Origin of the sequence: Janthinobacterium paucivorans (assembly GCF_051380805.1) — a bacterium.
Taxonomy (GTDB): Bacteria; Pseudomonadota; Gammaproteobacteria; order Burkholderiales; family Burkholderiaceae_D; genus Janthinobacterium; species Janthinobacterium lividum_D.
Genome location: NZ_JBNYXR010000010.1, coordinates 76,840 through 103,236 on the forward strand (window position 1 = coordinate 76,840; position 26,397 = coordinate 103,236).

Annotated in this window: 23 protein-coding genes; 8 read left to right on the forward strand and 15 right to left on the reverse strand. The window is 63.1% G+C overall.

All coding sequences use genetic code 11. The features are described 5' to 3' along the window. The first annotated feature begins 141 nt into the window (after window positions 1–141). From ACQ4V8_RS13770 to ACQ4V8_RS13780, 3 genes are all read left to right on the forward strand, one after another. Window positions 142–1,425: a cytochrome c gene (locus ACQ4V8_RS13770; RefSeq protein ID WP_436571664.1), complete on the forward strand. Its 1,284-nt coding sequence runs from the start codon at window positions 142–144 to the stop codon at window positions 1,423–1,425. 68 nt (window positions 1,426–1,493) lie between these two features. Next, on the forward strand, window positions 1,494–1,961 hold the full coding sequence (locus ACQ4V8_RS13775) for a (2Fe-2S)-binding protein (protein ID WP_010397152.1): 468 nt from the start codon (window positions 1,494–1,496) through the stop codon (window positions 1,959–1,961). Beyond that, window positions 1,954–4,272 carry a xanthine dehydrogenase family protein molybdopterin-binding subunit gene (locus tag ACQ4V8_RS13780; RefSeq protein ID WP_436571665.1) on the forward strand — a complete coding sequence of 773 codons (2,319 nt, stop codon included), beginning with the start codon at window positions 1,954–1,956 and terminating at the stop codon, window positions 4,270–4,272. The genes ACQ4V8_RS13775 and ACQ4V8_RS13780 overlap by 8 nt, the downstream gene beginning before the upstream one ends. 77 nt (window positions 4,273–4,349) lie before the next feature. Here ACQ4V8_RS13780 and fghA read toward each other — a convergent pair whose 3' ends face one another. The 4 genes from fghA to ACQ4V8_RS13800 all read right to left on the reverse strand — a co-directional run bounded on the left by fghA (window position 4,350) and on the right by ACQ4V8_RS13800 (window position 7,324). Next, window positions 4,350–5,219 carry an S-formylglutathione hydrolase gene (fghA, locus tag ACQ4V8_RS13785; RefSeq protein WP_280720857.1) on the reverse strand — a complete coding sequence of 290 codons (870 nt, stop codon included), beginning with the start codon at window positions 5,217–5,219 and terminating at the stop codon, window positions 4,350–4,352. 56 nt (window positions 5,220–5,275) lie between these two features. After that, window positions 5,276–6,139, reverse strand: coding sequence for an NAD-dependent protein deacetylase (locus ACQ4V8_RS13790; protein ID WP_010397159.1), 864 nt, complete (start codon window positions 6,137–6,139; stop codon window positions 5,276–5,278). Continuing rightward, window positions 6,096–6,860: a signal peptidase I gene (gene lepB, locus ACQ4V8_RS13795; protein ID WP_436571666.1), complete on the reverse strand. Its 765-nt coding sequence runs from the start codon at window positions 6,858–6,860 to the stop codon at window positions 6,096–6,098. Before lepB ends, ACQ4V8_RS13790 begins: the two co-directional genes overlap by 44 nt. Window positions 6,861–6,967: 107 nt before the next feature. Next, on the reverse strand, window positions 6,968–7,324 hold the full coding sequence (locus ACQ4V8_RS13800; RefSeq protein ID WP_436571667.1) for a hypothetical protein: 357 nt from the start codon (window positions 7,322–7,324) through the stop codon (window positions 6,968–6,970). A 188-nt stretch (window positions 7,325–7,512) separates the two neighbouring features. On the opposite strand from ACQ4V8_RS13800, the gene ACQ4V8_RS13805 reads away from it, so the two are divergent. Further along, the gene (locus ACQ4V8_RS13805) at window positions 7,513–8,529 is read left to right on the forward strand and encodes an HDOD domain-containing protein (RefSeq protein ID WP_010397162.1); all 1,017 of its coding nucleotides are present in this window, start codon (window positions 7,513–7,515) and stop codon (window positions 8,527–8,529) included. Between the two features lie 43 nt (window positions 8,530–8,572). Here the strand turns inward: ACQ4V8_RS13805 and ACQ4V8_RS13810 are convergent, their stop codons facing one another. The 9 genes from ACQ4V8_RS13810 to ACQ4V8_RS13850 all read right to left on the reverse strand — a co-directional run bounded on the left by ACQ4V8_RS13810 (window position 8,573) and on the right by ACQ4V8_RS13850 (window position 17,565). Continuing rightward, the gene (locus ACQ4V8_RS13810; RefSeq protein WP_029496327.1) at window positions 8,573–9,274 is read right to left on the reverse strand and encodes an ABC transporter ATP-binding protein; all 702 of its coding nucleotides are present in this window, start codon (window positions 9,272–9,274) and stop codon (window positions 8,573–8,575) included. A gap of 52 nt (window positions 9,275–9,326) precedes the next feature. Next, window positions 9,327–10,040 (reverse strand): ABC transporter ATP-binding protein, encoded by a 714-nt coding sequence (locus ACQ4V8_RS13815; RefSeq protein WP_010397165.1) that lies wholly within the window; start codon window positions 10,038–10,040, stop codon window positions 9,327–9,329. Next, window positions 10,033–11,016, reverse strand: a complete 984-nt coding sequence (locus ACQ4V8_RS13820) for a branched-chain amino acid ABC transporter permease (protein ID WP_010397167.1) — start codon at window positions 11,014–11,016, stop codon at window positions 10,033–10,035. Before ACQ4V8_RS13820 ends, ACQ4V8_RS13815 begins: the two co-directional genes overlap by 8 nt. Then, window positions 11,013–11,885, reverse strand: a complete 873-nt coding sequence (locus ACQ4V8_RS13825) for a branched-chain amino acid ABC transporter permease (RefSeq protein ID WP_070346950.1) — start codon at window positions 11,883–11,885, stop codon at window positions 11,013–11,015. The genes ACQ4V8_RS13820 and ACQ4V8_RS13825 overlap by 4 nt, the downstream gene beginning before the upstream one ends. A 108-nt stretch (window positions 11,886–11,993) precedes the next feature. Further along, entirely contained in the window at window positions 11,994–13,160 is a 1,167-nt protein-coding gene (locus ACQ4V8_RS13830; protein ID WP_010397173.1) for an ABC transporter substrate-binding protein, read from the reverse strand. A 112-nt stretch (window positions 13,161–13,272) separates the two neighbouring features. Continuing rightward, window positions 13,273–14,811, reverse strand: a complete 1,539-nt coding sequence (locus tag ACQ4V8_RS13835) for a class I adenylate-forming enzyme family protein (protein ID WP_436571668.1) — start codon at window positions 14,809–14,811, stop codon at window positions 13,273–13,275. A gap of 11 nt (window positions 14,812–14,822) precedes the next feature. Continuing rightward, window positions 14,823–15,977, reverse strand: coding sequence for an acyl-CoA dehydrogenase family protein (locus ACQ4V8_RS13840; RefSeq protein ID WP_436571669.1), 1,155 nt, complete (start codon window positions 15,975–15,977; stop codon window positions 14,823–14,825). 39 nt (window positions 15,978–16,016) lie between these two features. Next, complete coding sequence (locus ACQ4V8_RS13845) at window positions 16,017–16,841, reverse strand: IclR family transcriptional regulator (protein WP_010397181.1); 825 nt, start codon at window positions 16,839–16,841, stop codon at window positions 16,017–16,019. A gap of 352 nt (window positions 16,842–17,193) precedes the next feature. After that, the gene (locus ACQ4V8_RS13850) at window positions 17,194–17,565 is read right to left on the reverse strand and encodes a flagellar basal body protein (protein WP_196856013.1); all 372 of its coding nucleotides are present in this window, start codon (window positions 17,563–17,565) and stop codon (window positions 17,194–17,196) included. A 266-nt stretch (window positions 17,566–17,831) separates the two neighbouring features. Between ACQ4V8_RS13850 and ACQ4V8_RS13855 the strand changes: the two genes are divergently transcribed. The 4 genes from ACQ4V8_RS13855 (at window position 17,832) to ACQ4V8_RS13870 (ending at window position 22,464) form a co-directional block, all read left to right on the forward strand. Beyond that, window positions 17,832–19,346: an NYN domain-containing protein gene (locus ACQ4V8_RS13855; RefSeq protein WP_436571670.1), complete on the forward strand. Its 1,515-nt coding sequence runs from the start codon at window positions 17,832–17,834 to the stop codon at window positions 19,344–19,346. A gap of 135 nt (window positions 19,347–19,481) precedes the next feature. Then, window positions 19,482–20,099, forward strand: a complete 618-nt coding sequence (gene trhA / locus ACQ4V8_RS13860; RefSeq protein ID WP_010397187.1) for a PAQR family membrane homeostasis protein TrhA — start codon at window positions 19,482–19,484, stop codon at window positions 20,097–20,099. Window positions 20,100–20,191: 92 nt separating this feature from the next. Next, on the forward strand, window positions 20,192–21,073 hold the full coding sequence (locus ACQ4V8_RS13865) for a LysR family transcriptional regulator (RefSeq protein ID WP_436571671.1): 882 nt from the start codon (window positions 20,192–20,194) through the stop codon (window positions 21,071–21,073). 338 nt (window positions 21,074–21,411) lie between these two features. After that, window positions 21,412–22,464, forward strand: a complete 1,053-nt coding sequence (locus ACQ4V8_RS13870) for a hypothetical protein (RefSeq protein ID WP_436571672.1) — start codon at window positions 21,412–21,414, stop codon at window positions 22,462–22,464. Window positions 22,465–22,524: 60 nt separating this feature from the next. Here the strand turns inward: ACQ4V8_RS13870 and ACQ4V8_RS13875 are convergent, their stop codons facing one another. Beyond that, the gene (locus tag ACQ4V8_RS13875; protein WP_436571673.1) at window positions 22,525–25,401 is read right to left on the reverse strand and encodes a bifunctional diguanylate cyclase/phosphodiesterase; all 2,877 of its coding nucleotides are present in this window, start codon (window positions 25,399–25,401) and stop codon (window positions 22,525–22,527) included. A gap of 247 nt (window positions 25,402–25,648) precedes the next feature. Then, on the reverse strand, window positions 25,649–26,326 hold the full coding sequence (locus ACQ4V8_RS13880) for a spermine/spermidine synthase domain-containing protein (RefSeq protein ID WP_436571674.1): 678 nt from the start codon (window positions 26,324–26,326) through the stop codon (window positions 25,649–25,651). Window positions 26,327–26,397: the final 71 nt, after the last annotated feature.

Sequence of the window (26,397 nt, forward strand, 5' to 3'; positions counted from 1 at the left end):
CCGACACTCGCCGACACTCGCCGACACTCGGCGACATTCGGCGAAATTCACCGACACCCGCCAACACGCGCCAACCCCGTTTTTTCCCGGCTGGCCCGCGGTCTTTGACACTTACCGGTACCTGCTTTGCTGAAAAAAATCTTGACGGGCCTGCTACTGCTGTTGGCGCTGCTTATCATGGCGGCCCTGGCCACCTACCTATATTACTGGCGCCCCGCGCTGGCGCCCGTCAATCCGCCTGCCGCCACGGCCTTTTCGCCGCCAGCGGTCGAGCGCGGCCGCATCTTGGCCGGCATGGGTAATTGTGCCGCCTGCCATACGGCCAAGGGCGGCGCCGATTACGCGGGCGGCCACGGCTTGGCCACGCCGTTCGGTACGATCTACGCGACCAATATCACGCCCGACCCGCAAACGGGCATCGGCCGCTGGTCGCAAGCGGCCTTTCAGCGGGCCATGCGCGAAGGCGTGGGGCGCGATGGTGCGCACCTGTTTCCTGTCTTTCCTTACACCCATTTCAACCTCGTCTCGGACGCCGACCTGACGGCCTTGTACGCCTATTTCATGACGCGCCCACCCGTGTATGCGGTAGTGCCCGCCAATAGCGTGCCTTTCCCCTTGAATCTGCGCCCCTTGCAGGCGGGCTGGAAGCTGCTGTTTTTCAAACCGGCCAGCTATCAGCTCGATCCCGCACAAGGGCCGGACTGGAACCGTGGCCGCTACCTGGCCGAAGGCTTGGCGCACTGCGCCGCCTGCCACACGCCGCGCAATGCGCTGGGCGCCGAGCTGGCCGATTCACCGTATCTGGGGGCGGCCATCGACCATTGGTATGCGCCGGCCCTGAGCAGCGCCAATACTGCAGCGCTGCCGTGGACGCAGGAGGAGCTGTATGCCTTCTTGCGTACGGGAGCGACATCTTTGCATGGCGTCGCTGCCGGGCCCATGTCGGCCGTCGTGCACGAAGGCATGGGCGCATCGCCCGATAGCGATATCGGCGCGCTGGCGACCTATTTTGCCGATGTTTCCGGCGCTGCCGGGCGCAAGGTGGATGCGGATTCAGTGATCAAAACCGGCATCGCCCGTTCGCAGCGCGTCAGCCTGGTCGACAACGACCGTGGCGCCAGCCTGTACGTGGCCGCCTGCGCGTCATGCCACTCGAACAGCGATGGTCGGCCCGTGGCCCTGCGGCCGGAACTGAGCTTGAACAGCGCCGTCAGCGCGCCCGATCCCGCCAACCTGATTCAGGTGATATTGCACGGCATCAGCAAGGACGAAGCCATGCCCGGCGTGCTGATGCCCGGCTTTTCCGCCTTGCTGACGGACAATGACGTGGCCCAGTTGGCCGCCTATCTGCGCCGCAGCCGCAGCCACGAGCCGGCCTGGGCGAACCTGGATGCAGCCGTAGCGCGCACCCGTGCCGGCAAGTAATTCTTGAAACTTTCTTATGTGCAATGCTCATAGATAGCACTTATGGATAACACTCATGGATAACACTTATGTATAACATTTCTGTCAATGGCCAGCACTTCGGCACCGAGGTCGATGCCGAGACTCCCCTGTTGTGGGTGCTGCGCGACGAAGTCAACTTAAAAGGCACGAAGTTTGGCTGCGGCATCGGCATGTGCGGCGCTTGCACCGTGCATGTGGATGGCCGCGCCATGCGCTCCTGCATCACGCCGATCGCCGCCGTCAACGGTTGCGCCATCACCACCATCGAAGGCTTGTCGCCGGACGGCACGCACGCGCTGCAACGGGCCTGGATCGCCACGCAGGCGCCCCAGTGCGGCTATTGCCAGTCGGGCCAGATCATGCAGGCGGCCACCTTGCTGCGCGACTATCCGCAGCCGACGGACGCGAATATCGATGCCGTCATGAGCGGCAATCTGTGCCGCTGCATGGCGTATGTGCGCATCCGCAAAGCCATCAAGCTGGCGGCCGGCATGCAGGAGGCGCCCGGTGTTTAAGTTGCCGAAAGAAAATTCTGCTGCCCGTCCCAGCTCGCTGGGACGGCGCGGTTTCCTGATCGCCGCCGCGGGCACGGGTTTTACGCTGGCGTTCTTGCGCGCCGACAGTTCCTTAGCCGCCGGCAAGGTAGCGCCCGCGCCGCCGGTCAAAGCCAGCGCACCGGCGTTCGATCCCAGCATCTGGTTGCAGATCGAGCGTGACGGCATGGTCACCGTGAATATCGCCAAGGCGGAAATGGGCCAGCATATCGGCACGGCCTTGGCGCGCATCGTGGCCGAGGAGCTCGAAGCGGACTGGAGCAAGGTGCGCCTGCATTACGTCGACACGGACCCGAAATGGGGCTTGATGGTGACGGGCGGCAGCTGGTCTGTCTGGCAGAATTTTGATCCGCTCAGCCGCGCCGGCGCGGCCGGGCGCCTGGCGCTGGTCGAGGAGGGCGCGCGCCTGCTGCGCGTGCCCGTGGCCGCCTGCCATGCCAAACTGGGCATGGTGCATGGCCGTGGGCGCTCGATCAGCTATGGCGAAATTGTGCGCCGTGGCAAGCTGGCGCGCCAGTACACGCCCGAGCAATTGCAAGCCATCGTGCTCAAGACAGCGCAGCAGCGCAGCCTGATCGGTCAGCAGGTGCAAGCGCTCGACATTCCGGCGAAGACGAATGGCACGGCCGTGTACGGCATCGATGCGCAGGTGGAGGGCATGCTGTATGCGCGTCCGAAGATTCCGCCTACGCGCTACGGCGCCAAGGTGGTGTCTATCGATGATACGGCCGCGAAAAAAGTGCAGGGCTACTTGCGCTCGGTCGCCTTGCAAGACCCCAGCGGGACGGTGCCCGGCTGGGTCATGGTGGTGGCCGAGACGTATGCGGCCGCCATTCGAGCGGCCGACCTGGTGCAGGTGACATGGCGCACTGGCGCAGCGGCCCACGTGGCCGAGCACAATATCGTCAACTACGCCATCAAGCAGCTGGCCGATGCCAGCCTGGGTGCCCGCGTGGTCGATGATGATGGTGTGGAGCAAGCGTTCAAGGATGCCAGCCTGCAGCTCGAGCGCCACTACACCACTAGCACCGTGCTGCATTTCCAGCTCGAACCGGTCAATGCGCTGGCACAGGAAATCGACGGCGTCTGGCATATCCATGCAGGCAACCAGTGGCAATCGTTGATACTGCCCGTGCTGGCGCAGGCGTTGCAGGTGCCAGAGAGTCAGGTCGTGCTGCATCCCTATCTGCTCGGTGGCGGCTTTGGGCGGCGCTTGAATGGCGATTATTGCGTGCCGGCCGCTCTCGTGGCGCAAGCCGTGGGACGTCCCGTCAAGATGATCTGCACGCGGCCTGACGACGCCCGTTTCGATTCGCCCCGTTCGCCGTCCGTGCAGCATGTGCGCATGGCCTTCGACGATGCCGGCAAGGTGACGGCGATGGTGCACGAGGCGAGCGCGGGCTGGCCCACGCAAGCGATGATACCGGCCTTCCTGGCCAAGGATAAACAGGGTCATCCGTATGACCCGTTCGCCATCGCCGGTGCCGATCATTGGTACACGGTGGGGGCGCAGCGCGTGCGGGCCGTGTCGAATGACCTGGCCAGCAGCAGTTTTCGCCCCGGCTGGCTGCGTTCCGTGGGGCCGGGCTGGACCAATTGGGCAGTCGAAAGCTTCATGGACGAGGCGGCGCAGGCGGCCAAGGTCGATCCGCTGGCCTTGCGCCTGTCGCTGCTGCAGGCGACGGGGCGCAACGCGGGCAGTGCGCCGAACGCCGTCGGCGGTGCCGCGCGCCTGGCCCACGTGCTGCAGCGGGTGGCGGACAAGGCGGGCTGGGGCAAGCCCATGCCACCCGACACGGGCCTGGGCATCGCCGCCACCTTTGGCCAGGAGCGCGACATGCCCACTTGGACGGCCTGCGTTGCCCGCGTCAAGGTGGACCGCAGCACGTGCATGGTGAAAGTCGAAAAGCTGTTCATGGTGATCGACGCGGGCAGCATCGTCGACCCCGATGGCGCGCTGGCGCAGGCGGAAGGGGGCGCGCTGTGGGGCGTGAGCATGGCCTTGCATGAAGGCACGGCTTTCCTCAATGGCGAAGTGAAGGATACCAACCTCAATACCTACACGCCGCTGCGCATGGCCGACGTGCCCGAGCTCGATATTGAATTTGTTGCCAGCACGGCAACGTCGATGGGCATGGGCGAGCCGCCCACCACAGCCGTGGCGCCCGCCATCGGCAACGCTATCTTTGCCGCCGTGGCCTCGCGCGTGCGCCATTTGCCGATCCGCCCGGAAGCGGTGCTGAAGGGGCTGGACCGGCATGGCGCCGTCTGATGCGGGCGCGTGGCAGTATCACGTGCCAGCGTGCCAACGTGCCAACGGGCATGCCAGTACGCTGCAATAGCGTTTGATCAGGCCACGGCGCGCAGGTTTTTGGCATGGAAGCGCAGATGCTCTTCCATGAAGCTGGCGATGAAGTAGTAGCCGTGGTCATAGCCGGCATGGCGGCGCAGCTGCAATGGCTGGCCGGCGTCGCGGCAGGCCGCTTCAAACACTTCGGGGTACAACTGCTCGGGCAAGAACTTGTCGGCCAGGCCCTGGTCGATCAAGATGCCGTTAGGGAACAGTGCCGGCTGGCCTTGCCTGCTGCGCATCAGCGCGCTGGCGTCGTACTGCTGCCAACTGGCCGCATCGCTGCCCAGGTAGCCCGTGAATGCCTTCTTGCCCCAGGGACACTGGCTCGGTGCGGCGATGGGGGCGAAGGCGGAGACGGAGCGGAACAGTTCCGGGTTGCGCAAGGCCAGCACGAGCGCGCCATGACCGCCCATCGAGTGGCCGAAAATACCCGTGCGCTCGGAGTCGATGTTCAATTCATGTTGCAGCAGCGCGCGCAATTCCAACATGTAGCTATACATGCGGTAGTGGCTGTTCCATGGCGCTTCGGTGGCATCGACGTAAAAGCCGGCGCCCACGCCGACATCCCAGGCCTCCGTTTCACCGGCGATATTCGCGCCACGGGGGCTGGTGTCGGGCGCGATCAGGATCAAGCCTTGTTCGGCCGCCACGCGCTGCGCGCCGCCCTTGATCATGAAGGTTTCTTCCGTGCAGGTCAGGCCCGCCAGGTAAAACAGGGCCGGGCGCTTGGTGCTGAGCGCGCTGCCCGGCGCCGTACCGGGAATGAAGGCTGAAAAACGCATGGGCAAGCCGATGGCGTGCGCGTCATGGCGATAAAAGCGTTGTACGCCGCCAAAACAGGCGTGTTCACTCAACAGTTCCAGCATGAATTCTCCTCGTTAATCGCACAGTATAGCCAGAGTGGCGTACCGCCGAGTCAGTATCAGCCCAGCATGGCCGCTAGTGCTGGCAAGATGTCTTGTGCCGGTGCTTCGGTCTTGAAGGCCAGCAAATGGTCGGCGCGCGTCTTGCCCATGTTGACAGCGGCCACGGGCTTGCCCGTTTCGGCCGCCATGCGACACAGGCGAAAGCTGGAATACACCATGACGGACGAGCCTATCACCAGCAGGGCGCTGGCCTCCATCATCTTACGCTCGGCTTCGGCCGCGCGGGCCGCGGGTACGCCATCGCCAAAGAACACCACGTCCGGCTGCACGGTGCCACCGCAGCGTGGACAGACGGGCAGGTGGAAGGTGGCCAGCTGGGATGGCTCCAGCAAGGCGTCGCCATCGGGCGCCGGCGTGGCCGTGGTGCCCAGCAGGTGAGGATTGTGGTGTTCGAGCTGATCCTGGATCAGGCGGCGCGTGTGATGGGCCCGGCAATCGAGGCACACCACGCCATGCAAGTTGCCGTGCAACTCCGTGACGGCGGCGCTGCCTGCCTGCTGGTGCAAGCCATCGACGTTTTGCGTGACCAGGCCGCCGATCAGCTGGCGCTGTGCCATCTGTGCGATGGCAAGGTGGCCCGGATTTGGCGCGGCGCGCTCCATGGTGGGCCAGCCCACCATGGAGCGCGCCCAGTAGCGACGCCGCACGGCTTCCTGGCGGCGAAAATCGGGGCCTTGCACGGGGGCATTACCGTGCCGCACGCCCTCCGTATCACGGTAAGCGGGAATGCCGGACGCCGTACTGATGCCGGCGCCCGTCAGCAGCAGCACGTCGGGATGGCGCTGCAGGAACTGCGCCAGCGGTTCCAGGGTGCGATCATCGCTGGCGGCTTGCTCGCTGGCTGAGGAAATTTTTTGCATGGTGCCTCATGCTAACCGAAAAACGCGGCGCCGTTGCAAGGGCAGATATTTGCTCCAGCGGCATGCCGAAACGCGATAGCCGCAGCTGCCAATGCTCCTCGATATTGGCCGAAACGAGGATGCGCTCGGCCTTGCCGATCAGCAATTCACGGGGCACGAAGCCGAAATAGCGCGAGTCGGCGCTGTTGTCGCGGTTATCGCCCAGCATCAGAAAATGGTCGACCGGCACCGTCACGGCGGCAAAGCTGCGCGCCGCCCCTGCGATTTGCGGCAAGAGCTGGATGCGGTGCTGCTCGTTCTGGTTGCGCTCGCTGATGCGCTGCGCCGTCAGCAGGCCTACGTTGGCGACGGTTTCGGGCGCCGTGTCGAGCGCCGTGTACTGCGCGGCTTTGCCATTGATGAGCAAGCGCTCGTCGCGCATTTCCACCGTGTCACCGGGCAAGGCGATGATGCGCTTGATTAATCGCGTGCCGTCTTTTGGCGAGGAAAAGGTGACGATATCGCCGCGCTGAGGCTCGCCCAGGCGCTGCAGCACAATGTCGGTCAGCGGCACTTTCAGGTTGAAGGCCAGGCGGTTGACGAAGACGACATCGCCTTCGAGCAGGTTGGGGCGCATGGATGCCGATGGTATCGGATTCCAGTCTGCCACGGCCGTGCGAAATACGCCGAACAGCAGCAGAAACATCAAAAAACCTTTGTTGGCGCGCATCCATGTTTTCATATTGGCTCTTTCGCTGGGCCGTGCCCGTGAGTGTGGGTGTGAGGGGAGTCGCCATGGCTGCTGGCGCCCTATCGACGATGCACGGCGAGGCTGAAGCCAGTCTTAAATCAAACCCATGCACGAGCGTTAGCGCGATCTTTGTTGCGCCAATGATACGGGCGATTGCCGGCGCTTGTCGGCGCTTGTTGCCGCGCCCTCGGCGGCAACAAGCTGTGCGCCTGCTGCCACGGCGGCAATAACTGAGCGCCCTGCCCACACGTGCGCTTCGTTCCAGCCCGGCGCAAGAAAATCGTGTGCCCGCCCGCTTCGCCGGCGCAATAGAACTCGTCGAGCTGCGGCGCTTCGATGCGCGTGCCGGCCAGCATGGCATGCACTTGTCCTCGGTGGTGGGTCTGGCGCTGGAATAAATGCGCCAGCATGCGCTGGCGCGTGTCGACTTGCGGCGTGTCGCGCACGATCGTCACGCGGCGCGCCAGGTCTGCATCGTACAGGCGGGGCCTTGCAAAGCAGGAGAAGCCGAGACGGCACCACTGTAGCACTTTGCCGCAGGTGCACAAGGCCGGTCACATTCGCCGCACCAGCGCGGCTGTCATCAAGTAAAATTGCGGGGCGGATTGCGCGATAATGATGGATAAAGAGTTAGAACGACAAAATGGGTTGGATAGGAAAATTACTCAACGGCGGCGACGAAAAAAACAAGCCTGCGCCAGTGGCAGTAGCTGCATCTGCAGCGGCGCCCGACATCACACGCCAGCCAGCCTCCATCAGCGAAATCGATGCCATCTACTACCGCTGGCTGGCGGCCGTGGGTGCGACGCAGGCGCCGGAGCAGGCCGAACAGCAGATTTTGGATGAATTGATGCGCCTGGCGCGTGAACCGATCGCCGGCGCTGCGCTGATACCGCGCATTCCGGCCATCATTCCGCAGTTGATGCGCACCTTGCAAGAGGAAAACATGAATGCGGCCGAGCTGTCGCGCCAGTTGGCGCAGGACGTGTTGCTGGTCGCCGAGGTCTACCGCGAAGCAAACAGGCCCTGCTACCAGTCGCGCTACAACACCAGCCCGTCGATCAACAATATGGAAGGCGCCATCATGCTGCTCGGGCAAAACGGCATGCGCATGCTGCTCGCCCGCGTCGCCTTTCGTCCCATCGTCAGCATGCAAAGCGGCGGGCTGACCGTGCGCACGGCGCCGCTGATCTGGCGCCAGTCCGAGAAATGCGCGCTGGCGGCCAACCTGCTCGCGCCGGCCATGCAGGCAAACGCCTTCGACGCCTATCTCGCGGGACTGATGGCCAATGTCGGCCTGGTGGTGGCGTTCCGCCTGATCGACCAGATGCACGCGCCCGATGCCTTTCCGCAATCGGACGCCTTCATTGCCCAGGTGTTTGCGCAAGCGCGTATCTTGTCGGTGCGGATCGCCGAATTATGGGAGTTTCCCGCCTCCGTGACCCGCGCGATCGAGCAGGCGGGCGTCGATGTCGACGCCGATGCCCACACCGATGCCGATCCGCAGGCGCAAGCGCTGGCGCTGGGCGAGCGCTTGAGCAAGCTGCGCATGCTGGTCGATACGGGCCGCCTTGCGGCCGACGATCCCTTCGTGACGGCCGGACTTGGCAAAAGTGCGCTGCTGGCGTTTGACAAGCTGGCCGACGACGATGACGACTGACGACTGACGCCAACGGATATCAACTGCGTGCGGCTGTTGTCATTCAGCGTGCAAAATATAGCGCATGTAAATGATCGAGGTTGACCTCGGAAGCTTTTTGCGACAGCGCCACTGTGCCGCTTTGCATCAGGTAGACGTGATCTGCCACGCCCACGGCGCGCGCCGTATTCTGCTCGACGAGGATGATGGTGCGCCGGCCGTCTTTCAGGCGCGCGAGGATGTCGAACAGTTCGTTGACCACCAGCGGCGCCAGTCCCAGCGAAGGCTCGTCGATGATCAGCAGCGACGGGTCCGACATCAATCCTCGCGCCATGGCCAGCATCTGCGCCTCGCCGCCGGACAGTGACCCGGCCAGCTGCCGGCGCCGTTCGTGCAGGCGCGGGAACATGGCATAGGCCTCGGCCAGGCGGGCTGGCATGTGGCTGCGATGCTCCTTCGGGAAGGCGCCCATGATCAGGTTTTCTTCCACGCTCATGTCGCGAAACGTCATGCGCCCCTCAGGGATCATGGTGACTTTCGCGTCGCTCATCTTCCAGGTGGGCGTGCCGTTGATACTACTGCCGTTGAGCGCAATGCTGCCCGCGCTCACCGGCAGTAGGCCCATGATGGCGCGCAGCACGGTGGTCTTGCCGGCGCCATTCGGGCCGATGATGGTAGTGAGCTTGCCCTTCTGGACGGACAGCGACACATCCCACAGCACATTGATGGCGCCATAGCCGGCGCGCAGGTTTGTTATCTTGAGCATCGTCTCGGGCATCGTTTCAGGCATCGTTTCAGGTGTCGCTTCAAGCATTTGTTCAAGCATGCGCGGCTCCCGTGTAGCTTTCGATGACGGCCGCATCGCGGAAGACCGCGTCGGGCGTGCCGTCGGCGATCAACTGACCAAAATTGAGCACAGCGACGCGCTGGCACAGATTGCTGATCGTTTCGATGTCGTGCTCGATCATGACGATGCCCACGCCAAAGGCGGCATGCAAATCCTTCAGCATGCCCATGAAGCGGCGCTTGCCGTTCGTTTCCAGGCCCGCCAGCACTTCATCGAGCAGCAGCAGTTTCGGATTGGTGGCCAAGGCCTTGGCCACTTCCAGTGCTTTGAGCTCCGTCAGCGCCAGTTCGCTGGCCGCGTCGCGCCCGGCCTTGTCCGCCAGGCTGGTGAATTCGAGTATTTCATCGATCTTGCGCATGTCCACCGTGCCGGTGCCGAAGCGCTGTGCCACGATGAGGTTTTCGCGCACTGTCAATTCATGCATCGGTTGCGGAATCTGGAAGGTGCGGCCCAGTCCCAGTCGCGCGCGCTGGTACATGGGGGTGGCCATGATGTCGCGTCCCTCGAAGCGGATGCTGCCGCTGGTGGGGCGCACCAGGCCCGAGATCGCATTGAACAGCGTGGTCTTGCCGGCGCCATTCGCGCCCACCAGGCCGATCACGTCGTGGCTGCCCACTTTCAACGTGACGCAATCGACGGCCGTCAGGCCGCCGAAGCGCACCGAGACATTATCGAGTTCAAGCATGTGCTTTCTCCTTCGCTTTTTCCTTGACCGGCACTTTCTTCAGCCACTTTTTCAGCAGCGGCAGCAGGCCGTTCGGACTGAAAACGATCATCGTCACCAGCAGCACGCCCAGCACCAGTTGGTGGCCCGTGGGGATCAGCGCTTTGAAAATGAGCTGGTCGACCAGGTAGACCACCACGGCGCCCAGCACGGGGCCGAGCAGCGTGCGGTAGCCGCCGAAGATGGCCGCCACGATGGGCAAGGTCACCCACAGGCTGCTGAAGGCGTAGTCCGGTTCCAGGAAGTTGATGTAGTGGGCGTTGAAGGCGCCGAACAGGCCCGCCATGAAGGCTGAGACCAGCAGCATGGCGCCTTTCAGCAAGGTGCTGTTGACGCCGACGACGCGCGTGGCGTCTTCGCTGTCGTGCATGGCGCGCAGGGCGATGCCGTAGTGGCTGGCGCGGATGCGGCTGTAGGCGAAGGCGCAGGCTACCACCAGCGTCAGCACCACCAGGTAGGCACCCGTCTTGCTGGACAAATCGAAGCCGAGAACGGTCGGCAGGGTGGGAATGTTGTTGATGCCGCCGGCGCCGCCCGTGACCGAACTCCATTGCGTGGCCAGGATGCGGAAGATATGCGCGTAGGCGAGGATGGCCAGCGCAAAATACGGTCCGCGCAGGCGCAGCACGGGCAGCATGATGACGGCAGCGATGGCTGCCCCCGCGCCGCCCAGCAGCATGGCCGGTAACACGGGCAAGCCCAGTTTCACGCTAGTGAGGGCGGAGACATACGCGCCCACGCCGAAGAAGGCCGCATGGCCGAAGCTGACCATGCCGCCCAAGTTGCCCAGCAGGGCCCAGGACATGGCCACGCCGCCGATGATCAGGGCCGCCACCACCATGCTCATCACATACTGGTTGCCGCCCAGGGCCAGCGGTACGGCAATATACGCGGCCAGCAGCAAACTGGCTGTTGAAATCAGTGTCGAGCGCTTCATCCGCGCCTCCGTTGTGCGCCGAACAAACCATTGGGCATGATGAACAACACCAGCAGGAACAGCACCATACCGGACAATTCCTGCAGCGCGGAGCTGGCCAGGGTGACGGTCAGCGCTTCTGCCACGCCCAGCAGCACGGCGGCGATCAGCACACCGGGGATCGAGCCGATGCCGGCCAATACCGTGATGATGAACGCTTTTACCGTCAGCGCGCCGCCGTAGGCCGGCTGGATCACGCCATAGCTGAACAGGGCGACACCGGCGAAGGCGGCCAGGATGCCGGCCACGAGGAAGGAGACCAGTTCCGTGCGGCCCGGGTCAATGCCCATCAGCTTGGCTGCGTCGCGGTTGCTGGAAACGGCTCGCACGGCGCGGCCATACCAGCTGGTGGCGAGCCAGCGCCATAGCGCCGCCATCAGCACCAGGCTGACGCCGAAGAAAATCACTTCGCTGCGCATGCTGAAAAACGGGCCGATCTCGATGCCCTCCTGTAGCCAGCTCGATGAGGTCGAGCGGATGTCCGCCTTCCACACCAGCAAGATGCCATTGGTGAGAATGACGCCGATGCCGTAGGTGAGGATCAGCGAATTGATTTCGCGGTCTTTCTGGATGCGGCTCACTATCAGGTAGACGCCCACGGACGCCAGGCTGACGATCACCAGCGCGATGGGAATGGCGAACATGGGGCCGAGCCCCAGGCCAGACTCCACGCTGTAGGCAATGTAAGCGGCCAGCAGCACCAGTTCACCGTGCGCCAGGTTGATCACCTTCATGGTCCCGAAGACCAGCGCCAGTCCCAGTGCGATCAGGGCGTAGGAGCCGCCCTGCAGCAAGCCCGAATACAGGGCTTGCAAGATTAATTCTGTCATGTCGTCGTCCCGTCAGGCATCCCGCTTGCATCGCCACGGATGCATCAGCGATGCCGTTCATCGGTGCACGCCCGGCGGGCGTGCGCGTGTGCAGGGGGAGGCTGCCGCTTACCAGGGCAGGGCTGGATAGGCCAGCTTGCCCGTGGCGTGTTCTTTTGGCCAGACGATGACCACCTTCTTGTCCTGGTGCTGCGCCATGCGATGCACGAAGTTCGGGTTGTCGCCATTGGCGGAAAACTGCACCCGGCCGATCAGCGTTTCGCGGTCTGTCTTGCGCATTTCCTCGGCCACGCCGCCTTTCTTGAGCGTGCCCTTGTCGGCCGCGCGCGCGATCGCCTCGAACAGCAGCATCGATTGCACATAGCCGAACTGGCCCAGGTAATCGGGTTCCTTCTTGTACAGCTGTTTGTAGGCGTCGTTGAAAGTCATGCCGTCGGCTGTCTTGAAGTCGGCGGGGAAGGGCAGCAAGGCCGTGCCGAAGACATTTGGCATCAGCTCAGGGAAGTCGGCCGCCATCTTCGGCGTGGCCAGCGACCACACGCCCACCATGGCCTTGATTTTTGGCTTGAGCACGCGGGCTGCGCGGATGATGCCCACGTAGTCGTTTTCATAGCCGACCATGGCCACCACTTCTGATTTATCCTGCAGCTTGATCTTGTTGATGATGGGCTTGAAGTCGGTAATGGCTGGGTCGAACGAGTGCGTCGTCACCTTCACGCCCCTGGCGGCCAGGGCCTTTTCCACGTCTTTCGCCAGGCCCGTGGTGGCATCCTTGGTCGAATAGACGATGGAGACGGATTTGGCGCCCACGTCCTGTAACAGTCCCAGCATGGCCTTTTCGTAGCCGGCTGTGTTATTGATGCGAAAAAAATTCTTGCGCCCGCTGGTCACCAAGCTGTCGTCCACGCCGCCCGAGGTGATGTAGACCAGGCCCAGTTTGTTCGCCGTATCCGAGGCAGGCGAGATATTGTTTGAGCCATAGCCGCCCGTGATGGCCACCACGCCCTGGCTGGCCAGTTTTTCCACGGCGGCGATGGCCTTGGCGGGCGCCGATTCGTCGTCGATGGTGATGACCTTGATGGTGTGCTTGCCATTGCTCTTGTTAAATACCTCGGCTGCCACCATGATGCCTTCTTGCATGCCGGCGCCGACCCTGGCCAGGTTGCCCGTCAGGGGAATTTCCGCGCCGACCAGGAATTCGTCGGCGCTGGCGTGCGTCATCGAGGCGCTGGCAAGCAGCGCTGCCATGGCGATGCGTGTGTATCTGCGTTTCATCGTGTCTCCTCCGGTGATGTGACTCGGTTTGCCGGCGCCAGGATCGGTGCCGGCAAAGCTACCCGCCTGGGTTTTATTGTCGGGTCTATTGAAAGCAACTGCAATGGAAAATTTACTGCCTGTTCTGTGCCAGTAGCCGCAACTGGCCCTTTAAAATCTTGCCCGTGGCGGCCGCTGGCAGCGCGTCCATGACGATGATGGCCGACGGGCGTTTGTAAGGCGACAGGGTCTGCGCCAGGTAATCGTGCAAAGCCTGCAGCGTCACGGGGTGCTGCGGGTCCAGTTCCACATAGGCGATGACGTCTTCGTTGCCATCGTCCAGGGTGCGTCCCACCACAGCCGACTGCACCACGCAAGCATGCGCGTTGAGAGCGGTTTCCACTTCCAGCGGATACACATTGAAGCCGGAACGGATGATCAGCTCCTTGGTGCGGCCCACGATGAACAGGGCGCCGTCCGGCTCCTGGCGCGCCATGTCGCCCGTGTTGAGCCAGCCGCCATCGCGCATGGTCGCCGCCGTCAAGGCAGGTTCGCGGTAATAGCCGGCCATGACGTTCGGTCCGCGTACCCACAGTTCGCCCGCTTCGCCCGGCGCCACGTCCGCGCCGGCCACGTCCACCACGCGCACTTCCACGCCCGGAATCGGCGTGCCGACGGAACTGTCTTGGCGCGGCGCGTCGAGCCGCGTCTGGCTGATGGTGGGCGCGCTTTCCGTCATGCCGTAGCCGTTGTGCAGCGCGGTGCCCAGCAGTTTTTCGACGTCGTGTTTGAGTGATGGTGCCAGCGGCGAGCCGCCCGCATACGCGAAGCGCAGCCGGGTGGGCAGCGGCGTGTCGGCGCCGCCCAGGGTTTGCAGCAGCTTGGCGTACATCGCGGGCACGCCTTGCACGATGGTCAATGCCTCGCTTTTCAGCGCGCCCAGCAGCGCGTCGACGGAAAAGCGCGGCACCAGATACAGCGCCGCGCCCGCATACAGCGTGCCCAGTGCAACCGAGGCCAGACCGTACACGTGCGAAATCGGCAGCACGCCGTAGGCGCGGTCACTGGGCGTCAAGCCGCGCAATGTGCTTGAGACGGCAGCAATGAACAGCAGATTGCGGTGCGTCAGCATGACGCCCTTCGATTGTCCCGTCGTGCCCGTCGTGTAGATCAGCGCGGCCACCTGTTCATTGCCGGTCACGCAGGCTTCGGCGATGGCTGTGTCGTTCAAGCCACCCGCCAGCAGCTCTCCCATGCCATCGACCCGGCATGGGGTCGCAGCGTGGCGCGCCGCATGCGCGGCCGCTTCCGGCGAGGCGCCGGCCAGGAACAGCACGCGCCGCGCCGAGCAATGCGTGGCGATGGTGTCGATCTCGCGTGCCGACAGGCGCGCATTGACGTTGACGATCCAGGCGTCGATACTGGCGGCCGCGAAGATCAGCGCCACTTGCAGCGCGCCGTTTTCGCCCACCACCATCAGGCGGTCGCCGGCGCGCACGTCGAGCTTGCGCAACAACTGCATTGCATTTTCCACACTGTGCTGTAACTGCGCATAGGTCCAGTGCCGTCCACCCTCGTGCAGCGCGGGCGCGTCCGGCGCGCGCGCCGCCCAGTAGGCGGGGATAGCCGACAGGCGCGCCGGCAAGCGGGCCAGCAAGGCTGGGATATCCATCGCCGCCTGCTTCACTTTTGCGCTGCCTTGATCATGTTGCGGGCGATGACGATTTGCTGGATCTGCGTCGTGCCTTCGTAGATGCGAAACAGGCGCACGTCGCGGTAGAAGCGCTCGGCCGCATATTCGCTGATGTAGCCTGCGCCGCCGTGGATCTGCACGGAGCGGTCCGCCACGCGGCCGCACATTTCGGAGGCGAACAGCTTGCAGCACGACGCTTCTGTCGAAATGTCTTCTTGCCTGTCGCGCCGGCGCGCGCAATCGAGCACCATGCTGCGCGCGGCGTAAATTTCTGCCTTGCTGTCGGCCAGCATGGCCTGGATCAGTTGAAATTGCGCGATAGGCTGACCGAACTGCTGGCGCTCCATGGCATACGCCAGCGCGTCAGCGAGCATGCGCTCGGCCGCGCCCACGCAGACGGCGGCGATGTGCAAACGGCCCTTGTCGAGTACCTTCATGGCCGTCTTGAAGCCCACGCCTTCCTTGCCGCCGATGATGTTTGCTGCCGGTACGCGGCAGTTTTCAAAGATCACGTCGCAGGTATGCGCGCCTTGCTGGCCCATTTTCTTGTCGATTTTTCCCAGGGAAAGACCCGGCGTATCCTTTTCCACGATGAAGGCGGAGATCGCTGAGGCGCCGCGCTTGATGGGGTCCGTGCGCGCCATCACCGTGAAGATGCTGGCCTCGGGCGCGTTGGTGATGTAGCGTTTGCTGCCGTTGAGAATATAAAAATCGCCATCGCGCACGGCACTCGTGCGCAGCGATGCCGCATCGGAGCCGGAATCGGCTTCCGTCAGGGCGAATGAACCGATGATCTCGCCGCTCGCCAGCTTCGGCAGGTAGTGCTGTTTCTGTGCCTGCGTGCCGTCGATGACGATGCCTTGCGAGCCGATGCCGTTGTTCGTACCGATCAGCGAGCGGAAGGCGGGCGAAGTGCGGGCGATTTCAAAGGCGACCCGCACTTCCTCTTCCATGCTCAGCTCCAGGCCGCCATAGGCTTCCGGGATGGACAGGCCGAACAGGCCCAGTTCACGCATCTGCGCCACGATGGCGGGCGGTATCGTATCCGTTTCGGCTACCAGCGCCTCGTTCGGCACCAGCACTTCGCGCACGAAACGGGCGATGCTGTCGAGCAGAATGTTCAGAGTTTCTTCGTCGCGTATCATCGGAGTCCTCGGAGGCAATGTTGAGAGGGGGCGCGCAGTCTAACCGCGACCCAGATTTTTTTCCACTGTCTTGACCAAGGCAACCAGGCGCGGCCCCAGGTCAGATTCGAGTTTTTCACGCGATAGCAGGAAGGCGGGGCCGCCGCAATTGAAGGCCATCACCTGTTCGCCGTCAAGGCCCGGCATGGGCACGCCCACCGCATGCACGTCACTTTGCCATTCGCCGGCAGAGATGCAAAAGCCGCGCTCCTGGTAATCCTTGAAGCCTTGCTCGATGCCGGCCTTGATGCGCGGCCAGCGTTCTGTGTCGTGTGCGCGTGCATGATCCATCAGATAGTCGCACTCGGCCTGCGGCAAGATGCACAGCAGGGCCTTGCCCATGGCCGTTGTCATCAAGGGAATGCGCGAACCGACGTCGAGGCGCAGGGTGACGTTGGCGCTGCTGCGACAGGTCTCCACGTAGACCATGCTGAGACGGTCGCGCGTGCCCAGCGACACGGAGGCCTGCGCATGTTCGGCCAGTTCTTCCATGTGCGGGCGTGCCATCTTGCGCACGTCCAGGTGCGACAGCATGCGGTAGCCGAGGGCCAGCACGCCGGCGCCCAGCTGGTACTTGCCCAAATTGTCCGAATAATTGAGGTAGCCCAGTTTGGTCAGGGTATAGCTGAGGCGCGAAATCGTCGGTTTCGGGATGCCCGTGCGCTTGGCCATGTCTGCGTTCGAGAGGAACACTTCGCCGGGGCAAAAGCAACGCAGCACTTCCAGGCCGCGCGCCAGCGCGTTGACGAACTGGCGGTCCTTGCCTTCCTCATCATCGCTGAAGACCATGATTTCCGGATCTGCTGCGACCTGACGATTTGTCATATGTGCATTCATTTTCCACCTCCCCGAAGTGAGTTTGCCTAGCCGTAGCGTACAAGTCAACCGTTTTGTGAAACGTCCGTTCGCACAGCGAAATGCTGCGCTGCATGAAAAAGGCCTGAGATTGGGCTCGCGCGCGACTTTGCTGATGCCGCACCGGCGCGCATTTGTGCAGCAGTTGGCGCGGGGGAGCAATTGTTGCGCGAAGCCGTGCAGTGATGCGCGGCAGGCGAGGGCGTCCTTGCCCTGCATGCGCGGGCTGGCGTTATGGATGTGCGCGGGGAAAACGCCGGTGTCGCCGACTGGCTGGCGCTGGAGAGGAGAAATTAAACTATTGTGTTGATAGTTGCGCGGTTCAGGTCTTGACGTCGATCAGGCTGCCCAAGGCCTGGTCGGCCGCCTTGACGACATTTGCCGACAGGTTGAAGCCAGCCTTGTAGACAAGGTTATCCGTCAGTTCGGATGCCAGGCCCACACCGTTGGGCTTGCTTTCAGCGGCCTTGGCCGCAGTCGCATTGGCGCCGCTGACGCTCTCGCTGGCGGCCAGTTTGCGCCCTTCGACGGAAAGGGTGACGCCGGTGCCGGCCGGGCTGGTTTCCTGGAAGTTGGCCGATTGTGGCTGGAAGCCCGGCGTATTCGCATTGGCGATATTATTGGCGGCCACGTCCAGCGCGCGCTGGTTGGCGGTCAGCCCCGAGGTACCGGTGGTGAGTGCGGATATGGACATGACGGCTCCTTCAGAATGCCGCTAGTTTACTCTTGTTCCACCTGTTACGCCCTGTTTCCCCGGTTTTCTGCTCAGTTTTCCTTGTCGGCCCCTGAAAGCGTCGCCGGCTTACGCGCCAGCACCAGTGCAAACGCCGCTGACCATGCGCAATAGGCGTACCGCGCACGATAGTTGTCGCCGAAACGGGCGATGGGCGAATATACTAGGCGAAAAGGGAGGCGTTGCGCCTTCCGTCAGCCCTTATTATCGAGCGAGAATTCACCCTTATGGCGTCATCCCCAGAAAACCTCAGCATGGCCGTGTTTTGCGACTTCGAGAACGTCGCGCTCGGCGTGCGAGATGCAAACTACGAAAAATTCGATATCAAGCCCATCCTCGAACGCTTGCTGCTCAAGGGCAGCATCGTGGTCAAGAAGGCCTATTGCGACTGGGACCGTTATAAAAGTTTCAAGGGCACCATGCATGAGGCGAACTTTGAGTTGATCGAAATTCCCCATGTGCGCCAGTCCGGCAAGAATTCTGCCGACATCCGCCTGGTGGTCGACGCCCTGGACCTGTGCTACACCAAGGCGCATGTGAATACCTTCGTCATCATCAGCGGCGATTCCGACTTTTCGCCGCTGGTGTCGAAGCTGCGCGAAAATGCCAAGCAGGTGATCGGCGTGGGCGTCAAGCAGTCAACCTCCGACCTGCTGGTAGCGAACTGCGATGAGTTCATTTTCTACGATGACCTGGTGCGCGAGAGCCGCCGCACTGCCGCCAAGCGCGATGCGCGCGAAAGCCCGGCTGCAGCCGTCAAGCGTTCGCCCGACGAAGAAGTACGCCGCAAGGAAAAATACGAGTCGCGCAAGACCGAAGCGATCGACATGGCCGTCGAAACCTTCGACGCGCTGGTGTCCGAGCGCGGCGACAGCGGCAAGATCTGGGCTTCGATGCTGAAAGAAGCAATCAAGCGCCGCAAACCGGACTTCAGCGAGTCTTACTATGGTTTCCGTACCTTCGGCAACTTGCTGGAAGAAGCGCAGACGCGCGGCTTGCTCGAATTTGGCCGCGACGAGAAATCGGGTGCCTATGTCTACCGCAGCAGCGCCCTGGTAGCCGCGCCGGCTGCCGCGAACACGCAGACAGTCAGCGAGTCCACTGCCAGTGGCGACACTGGCGTGACGGCGGAAGAGGGCAACCATCGCGAAGGCGGTAGCCGCCGCGATGCGCGCCGCAATAGCCGTGGTGGCCGCAAGCAGAATGAACATCGCCGCGGCGAAGCGCCACAGGCCTTCGTGCCGGTGGCCGAGGCCGAAGCGGCTGTCACCGAGCAGTTTGTGCCGGCATCACAGCCGAAAGTGCAGCCGGAAGCGTCGCAGGAAGCGCCGCAGGAAGTAGTCGAAGCGGTAACCGAGGTGGTGGCAGAAGAAGGCAGCGCCAAGCGCGGTTCGCGCCGTAATGGCCGTGGTGGCCGCAAGAATGGCGATGGCGCCCGCGAAGCGCGTGCCGAGGCAGTCGAGGTGGCAGCAGCGCCCGAGCCAGTAGCCGAGGTGGTCGTGGAAACGGTCGCCGAAACTGTTGCCGAAGCGAAGACCAAGGCCAAGCCGCGCACGCCGGCGCGCAAGGCGGCAGCATCGAAAAAGCCGGTCAAGAAGGCGCTTGACGCCGTACTTGAAGCGGCGCCTGTCGTCGAAATGGCGCCGCTGGAAGTGGCGCTCGTGGCGGAAGCCAAGCCGGCCAAGGCGCCGCGCAAGACCCCGGCACGCCGTCCCGCGCGCAAGAAGGCGGAAGCGGCTTGATAGGCTGAGCCGCAATAAACGGGGCGGCAACTGCATGCGCCCCGGTTTTTAGCGGTACTGCCTTGCGCAAACCGCGCACCGAGATCTCCCCAAGCGTGTACGATGAGCGTTTTTTAACGCAGCGGGCGGTCAAGCATGTACCACGGTGAGCGGTTCAATAGTATTTCCCATATGCTGGGCGCCGCGCTGGCGGCCATCGGCGGCGTCATCTTGGTCGCCGCCGCAGCTCGCGCGGGCGACCCCTGGAAAATCGTCAGCTGCAGCGTGTATGCGGCGATGCTGCTGACTCTGTACCTCACTTCCACCCTGTACCACAGCGTGCGCGGCAAGGCCAAGGCTGTGCTGCAGCGGCTCGACCACTGTGCCATCTACCTGCTCATCGCGGGAACCTATACGCCGTTCATGCTGGTGACCCTGCGCGGGCCATGGGGGTGGTCGCTGTTCGGCGTCGTCTGGGCGCTGGCCCTGTTTGGCATCGTGCAAGAATATGTGTACGCGAAAGGCGCGCGCATCCTGTCGCTGGTGATTTACGTGGCCATGGGCTGGCTGATCGTCATCGGCATCAAGCCGCTGCTGGCGGCGCTCGAGTGGAACGGTTTCCTGTGGCTGGTGGCCGGCGGGCTGTGCTACACGGGCGGTATCGTTTTCTATGCCACCGACCACAAGCTGCGCCATGGTCACGGCATCTGGCACCTATGCGTGCTGGCTGGCAGTAGCTGTCATTTTATCGCCATTTTGTTCTACGTTGCCTGATCTTGCCTATCGCCCTGATTGTTGCCGTGATTCTATTATAATGCCGGGATCTGTGAAATTCCGGCAATAATGTGTGTAATAAGAAGGCAGCAATGGATATCAATTCGGACGACCTGAAAATCTTCGTCACCGTCATCGACAGCGGCACCCTGAGCGCGGCCGCCGTGCATCTGGGGCAAACCACCTCGGGCGTCAGCCGCGCGCTGTCGCGCCTGGAAGACAAGCTGGCTACCTCGCTGCTGACGCGCACCACGCGGCGCATGGAGCTGACGGAAGAGGGGCAGCTATTTCTGGACAAGGCGCGCGCCATCCTTGCCTCGATGGAAGACGTCGAGGAATCGATCCGCATCCGCCGCCAGAAGCCTGCTGGGCGCCTGTGCGTGGATGCCGCCTCGCCCTTCATGTTCCATTGCGTGGTGCCCCACGTGGCCGAGTTTCGCGCCATGTACCCTGAGATCCGTCTGGAGCTGAGCAGCAACGAGCAGATCGCCGACCTGCTCGCACAGCGCACCGATATCGCTATTCGCATCGGCGCGCCCGTCGATTCGAGCCTGCATGCGCGAGCGCTCAGTGCCAGTCCCCTGCACGTGCTGGCCACGCCCGCCTACCTGGCGCGCCACGGCGTACCAGGCACGCCGGAAGCGCTGTCCGGCCATGCCCTGCTGGGTTTTGCGCAAGATGAACGGGGCAATCACTGGCCGCTGCGCCACGCTGCCGGCAACAGCCTGCAGACCGTGCCTGCGCTGGCCGCGACCAGTGCAGAAACGCTGCGCCAGCTGGCGCTGCACGACCAGGGCATCGTCTGCTTGCCCGACTTCATGGCGCAGGCTGACATCGCGGCCGGCCGCCTGGTCAAGGTGCTGCAGCCGTTTTACACCGGCTATCGCCAGCAGATCGACGCCGTGTATGAGCGCAATACGCAGCAGGCGCTGCGCATCCGCTGTTTCCTCGAATTCCTCCGGCAGAAGCTGTAGCCATGGACAGCGGCATGCAGTGTCCGACTTGCGGCCAATATGGCGACCTGCTGCACGCAACCATCCGCAAAACGGGGCAGCAGGTGATGGTCTGCTAGGAGTGCGACGCGCTGTGGGAGCAAGCAGAGGCGCAGACCGACGTTGCCAGTAAGCTCGATGTCGACGCGTTCCTGGCCGGCTGGGGTCCGCACGGAAGCTGGGAGGAACTTGAGGTCCTGGTGAGGCTGCCTGCGCTATAGCGTGCGGCGGCAGCTGCAGTGCGCTGCGTGAGAAAACGCGTATTTTCCATCAAATCTGGCATGTTAGCCTATGGCAATCAAAAACATTCCAAGGATGAAATGAAAAGGCTATTTTTCCTGATTGTCTTGCTGTGTGCGTCCAGTGCCGGCGCCGCTGAGATCAATTACGCCGGCAAGGCCGATTGTCGTGTTGCCGAGCATGCGCGGGTTGCCGGTCAAGCGGCGTACTGGAGTGGCGCCTGCAAGGAAGGCTATGCCAGCGGACCCGGTGCCTTGCAATGGAGCAAGGACGGCAAGGCAACGGAACGCTATGAAGGGACGCTGAGCGAGGGCCAGCCGCAGGGTGAAGGTATCGCGCAGTGGGCGGATGGCAGCCTGCACCAAGGCAGCTATCGGAACGGCATGCTTGAAGGTCCTGGCCTGATCGTCTTTGCGGACAAGGCAAAGATGACCGCCACGTTCGAGCGCGATGCGCCAGCCGGTGCAGTGACGGTGATAGCGCGAAATGGCGACCGCTATGAGGGCGGCTGGCAGAATGGTCCGGAAGGCAGCGGCAGCATGACATTTGCGTTGGGCGGCGTCTATCGGGGCGCATGGCACGAAGGGAATCCTCTGGGGGACGGCGAAATACTATATCCGAACGGACAAGTGCTGAAGGCACGCTTCAATGGCAGCTTTCAGCTGACGCAGCAGCCGGAGGCTTCTGCGACACCGAGGCTGTATGACATCAAGCAGAAAGACGCATATATCGGCTCGAATATTGCGCCCGTTGTCAGTAGCGGCCATGCCGTACCGCCGGAAAAATCGTATGCCGAATTGACACTCGAGCAGCAAATGCTCGTCAAACGCCGCTACCCCTTGTTGCAGGATGATGATGTGCCGGCCTATCCGGAAAAGGGCTTGTCGTTCGTGTCGCGCGCCATGCGCCATATGATTTCGTATGCGGGCATCACCGGCGTATTGCGCGCCAATGTCAGTGTCAACGAAAATGGCGTGCCACAGAGTGTCGTCGTGCTGGAAAGTCCCGACAGCGAGGCTGGCAAGCTGGCGGCATCTGTCTTCATGCTCGCCAAATATTCGCCGGGCCGATGCGCGGGCCATCCCTGCGCGATGGTGGTGCCTTTCAGTTTCTCGCTGGAATTCAAGCAGTAGCGTCGCTGGCACGCCGCAACTGCTGCCATGCCTGTGAGTTTGCTTGAGCGAGATGCCCGCTCAGGCGGCCACGTTGATGTCGCTGCGCAGCAGCAGTTCCACCTCGTGTGCGGGCAGCGGGTGGCTGAAATAATAGCCTTGCGCTTCATCGCAGCCGTGCTGGCGCAGGTAGTCCAGTTGTTCCGCCGTTTCCACGCCTTCGGCTACCACGCGCAGTTTCAAATTGTGCGCCAGGGCGATGATGGAGACGACGATGGCCGCATCGTCGGCATCGCGCGCCACGTCGCCGACGAAACTACGGTCGATCTTCAGCACGTCGATGGGGAAGGTGCGCAGGTAGGCGAAGCTCGAATAGCCGGTGCCGAAGTCGTCGATCGACAGTTGCACCCCCAGTGCCTTCATGTCGTGCAGCTGGCTGACCGCCAGCGCCACGTCGTGCATGAACAGGCTTTCCGTCAATTCCAGTTCCAGGCAGGCGGGCGGCAGGTCCGTTTCGAGCAGCACTTCGGCGATCGAGGCGACCAGGTTCGGTTCATTGAACTGGCGCGCCGACAGGTTCACGGCCAGGCGCAGCTTGTCCAGCCCCGCCGCATGCCAGCTTTTCACCTGCGCGCACGCCTGGCGCATGACCCAGGCACCGATCGGCACGATCAGGCCCGTATCTTCTGCCAGCGCGATGAAGCGCTGCGGCGCCACCATGCCCAGCTCCGGGTGCTGCCAGCGCAGCAGCGCTTCCACGCCGACGATGCGCCCGCTGGCCAGGTCCACCTGCGGCTGGTAATGCAGCACGAACTGCTCGCGCTCGAGCGCGTTGCGTAGCGCCGTCTCGATGCGCAGGCGCTCCAGCGTGGCCTGGTTCATGGCTGTGGTATAGAACTTGATGTTGTTGCGGCCCTGTTTCTTGGCGCAGTACATGGCGATGTCGGCTTGCTCGATCAGGTTCTGCGTCTCGCCATGCAAGGTCACGTCGCCGGGAGCGTCGTAGCGCGACATGTCGTAGACGGCCACGCCGATGCTGCAAGTGACGAAAAATTCTTTGCCGTCGAGCAATACCGGCTGGGCCACGGCATGCATCAGGCGCTGCACGATGGCGTCGCTGAGCACTTCGTCGGCCTGTTCACTGAGGATGGCGACGAATTCATCGCCCGACAGGCGCGCCACAGTATCACTTTCGCGCAGGCTGGTCTGCAGGCGTGCGGCGATGGTTTTCAGGAGCAGGTCGCCGGCCTTGTGGCCCAGGCTGTCATTCACAAATTTAAAACGGTCGAGATCGATCAACAGCACCCACAGCGCGCGGTTCTTGCGCCGCGACAGGGCCATCGCCTGCGCCAGGCGGTCGCGCAGCAGGGCACGGTTAGGCAGGCCCGTCAGCACGTCGTGGTGGGCGATGTGCTGGATTTTTTGCTCGACTAGCTTGCGTTCCGTGATTTCGGACCCCGTGCCCCGGTAACCGCGAAATTCGCCCAGCTCGTTGAACAGCGGTTCGCCATTGACGCTGAACCAGCGCAGCTGGCCATTGCGGTCTTTCATTGCATATTCGAGGTTGGAGAAGGCCAGGTGCGATTCCAGATAGGCGATATGCTGCTTGCCCCAGCGCGAATTGCGCATCTCCGGGTTGTTGTCCCAGCGCGTCATGCCGATGAAGCGTTCCAGCGGCATGTTCGACTTGTCCGAGAAACCGCTGGTGATGTGGGTGAAGCAGAAGTTGGCATCCTGTTCCCAGTACCAGTCCGAGGACAGTGCCAGCAGCCGGCGGAAGCGTTTTTCGCTTTCCCGCAAGGCGCGCTCCGTTTGCTTGCGCGCCCGCACGTCGGCGCTGAGCAGCTCATTGCTGCGCTTGAGGTCGGTCGTGCGCTGTTCCACCAGCAGTTGCACGCGGCGCGAGCGCTGCGTCAGCGATTGCACGAACGCTGCCGTCAGCACGCTGAACAGCAAGCCCGTGATCAGGGTGAGCAGGGAGCCCAGGTGGTCGGCCAGGAAGGGGCGTGGATGGGCCTCCACGCGCACATGCCAGGAGCGACCGGCGCAAGCAAAGCTTCGCTCATAATGACTGTGATAGGGAAATTGCAGCCAGCGCGGCAGCGACTGCCAGGTTCCGGACGTTGCATCGGCGGGCGCCTGACCATGGCCGAAGATTAATTGGCGCGGGTCTGCGCTAGCGTCGGCATAGACGCTCAGCGCGAGCTGCGGCTCGCCCAGCAAGTCGGCTCCGGCGAGGATTTTCTGTACCAGTTCGTCTGCGCGCACGACGACGGCCGTATCGCCGATCAGCGCCGCGCGCCGCTGCTGCAGCGTCTGCAGGGGCGCGCCGTGGCGGTACACGGGACGCAGGATGAGGAAGCCCCGTTGCGGCCCCTGCGCCAGAGTCAGCAGGCCGCTGGCGGTGGTCTGGCCGCTGATGATGGCCTGCTCCAACGCTTGCGCCAGCAAGCTGTTCTGGCTGACGTCCAGGCCAAAGGCGGCGCGGTTGCTGTGCAAGGGGACGAGGTAGTCCACCACCAGGTAGCTGGCGCGTGTCGTGACGGGCACGACGATGCCATCGCGCATTTCCGTCATGGCATAATCGGGCACAATCTGGCGCAGCTCGGCCTCGAAGGCGGCGCGCTGTGCGTGCGGCAAGAAGCGGTGGAAATTGAAGGCCTGAATGAAAGGATGGCGCTGTAGCAGCGGCGTGGCGAAGTCTTGGAATTGTGCGCGCGTGACCTGTGGCACTGCGGCAAACAGCTGGTTCGTCGTGGTCAGCAGCTCGACCGCGTCGTCGAGTCCCTGCTCGATGGCGGCCACGCGCGCGCCGGCGCGTTGCTGCAGGCTCAGGCTCATTTTGTCGTATTCGAGTTCGCTGATGGCGGCGAACAGCGCTGCGGTGATGCTGATACCGCAGGCAAAGGTCAGCGCTGCAGCGGCAGAAATCTTCAATGGCAGGCGGCCACGCAGCATGGTTTTTCCTATCTCACTTCATGGACACTTCGATGGTGCGACGCCTGCCGGCCCCGCGCAGGCCGTAGTCTGTCATAAACTACATGCATGATACTGATTTTGCACCAAATTGCTGTGAATTAGCAACAGCATCGACGCTGCTGGAAGGCCGCTGTCAGTCGCCGCCCGCGCCCGACTGCCTGCGCACACGCCACAATTGCCATGCGGGCAGCAAGCGGTTCAGGAAAGCCAGGCCGCACACCCGCCGTTAGCGCACCAAGCGCACCATGCGCAAGGCACGGTCCGCCCCGAGCTGGTCGGGCCTGGCGGCGAAGATAATGCGATTATTGCCGGCGATGCCGTCGAAGTGGCACACGGCGCCGCTGAAGGTGAGGTTCAGGCGCGCGAGCATGGCGCGGTAGTGCTCGTCATAGCTGAACAGGTTAGCCACCAGCACCCCGCCGGGCAGCAGGGCGCGCAGGCAGTCCGCATAGAAGCGTGCGCTGCCGAGTGCGGGCGGCAGGCCCGTTTCGTCGTAGCCATCGAGCAGCAGTACGTCGGCGCAGCCTGGATGCTTGGCGATATAGTTGACGGCGTCCGTTTCGATGATGCGCAGGCGTGCATCGTCGGGCGGCAGCATGAACTGCTCGCGCAGGGCGATCACGTCGGCGCGCAATTCCAGCACCGTGATGCGTGCCTCGGGCAGGTAGCGGTGGCAGAACTTCAGCAGCGAGCCGCCGCCCAGTCCCACCATCACAATGTGCCTGGGACGCGGCACGAACAGGGTGAAGCACATCATGGCGCGCGCATAGCGCAGCAGCAGGTGGTTGGGGCGCGACAGCAGCATTTCGCTTTGGATCATGCCGGGCTGGAATTCCAGGCGGCGCCGGTCACCGCAGGTATGCACCTGAGGCGCGCTTACGGCAGGTAATTTGCTATGCGACATAGGACGGGTTCGCTGAGTGGGCTGGGGGAGATGCTTTGTTGCATTCAGAGAAATCTGATAAGCTCCCCATG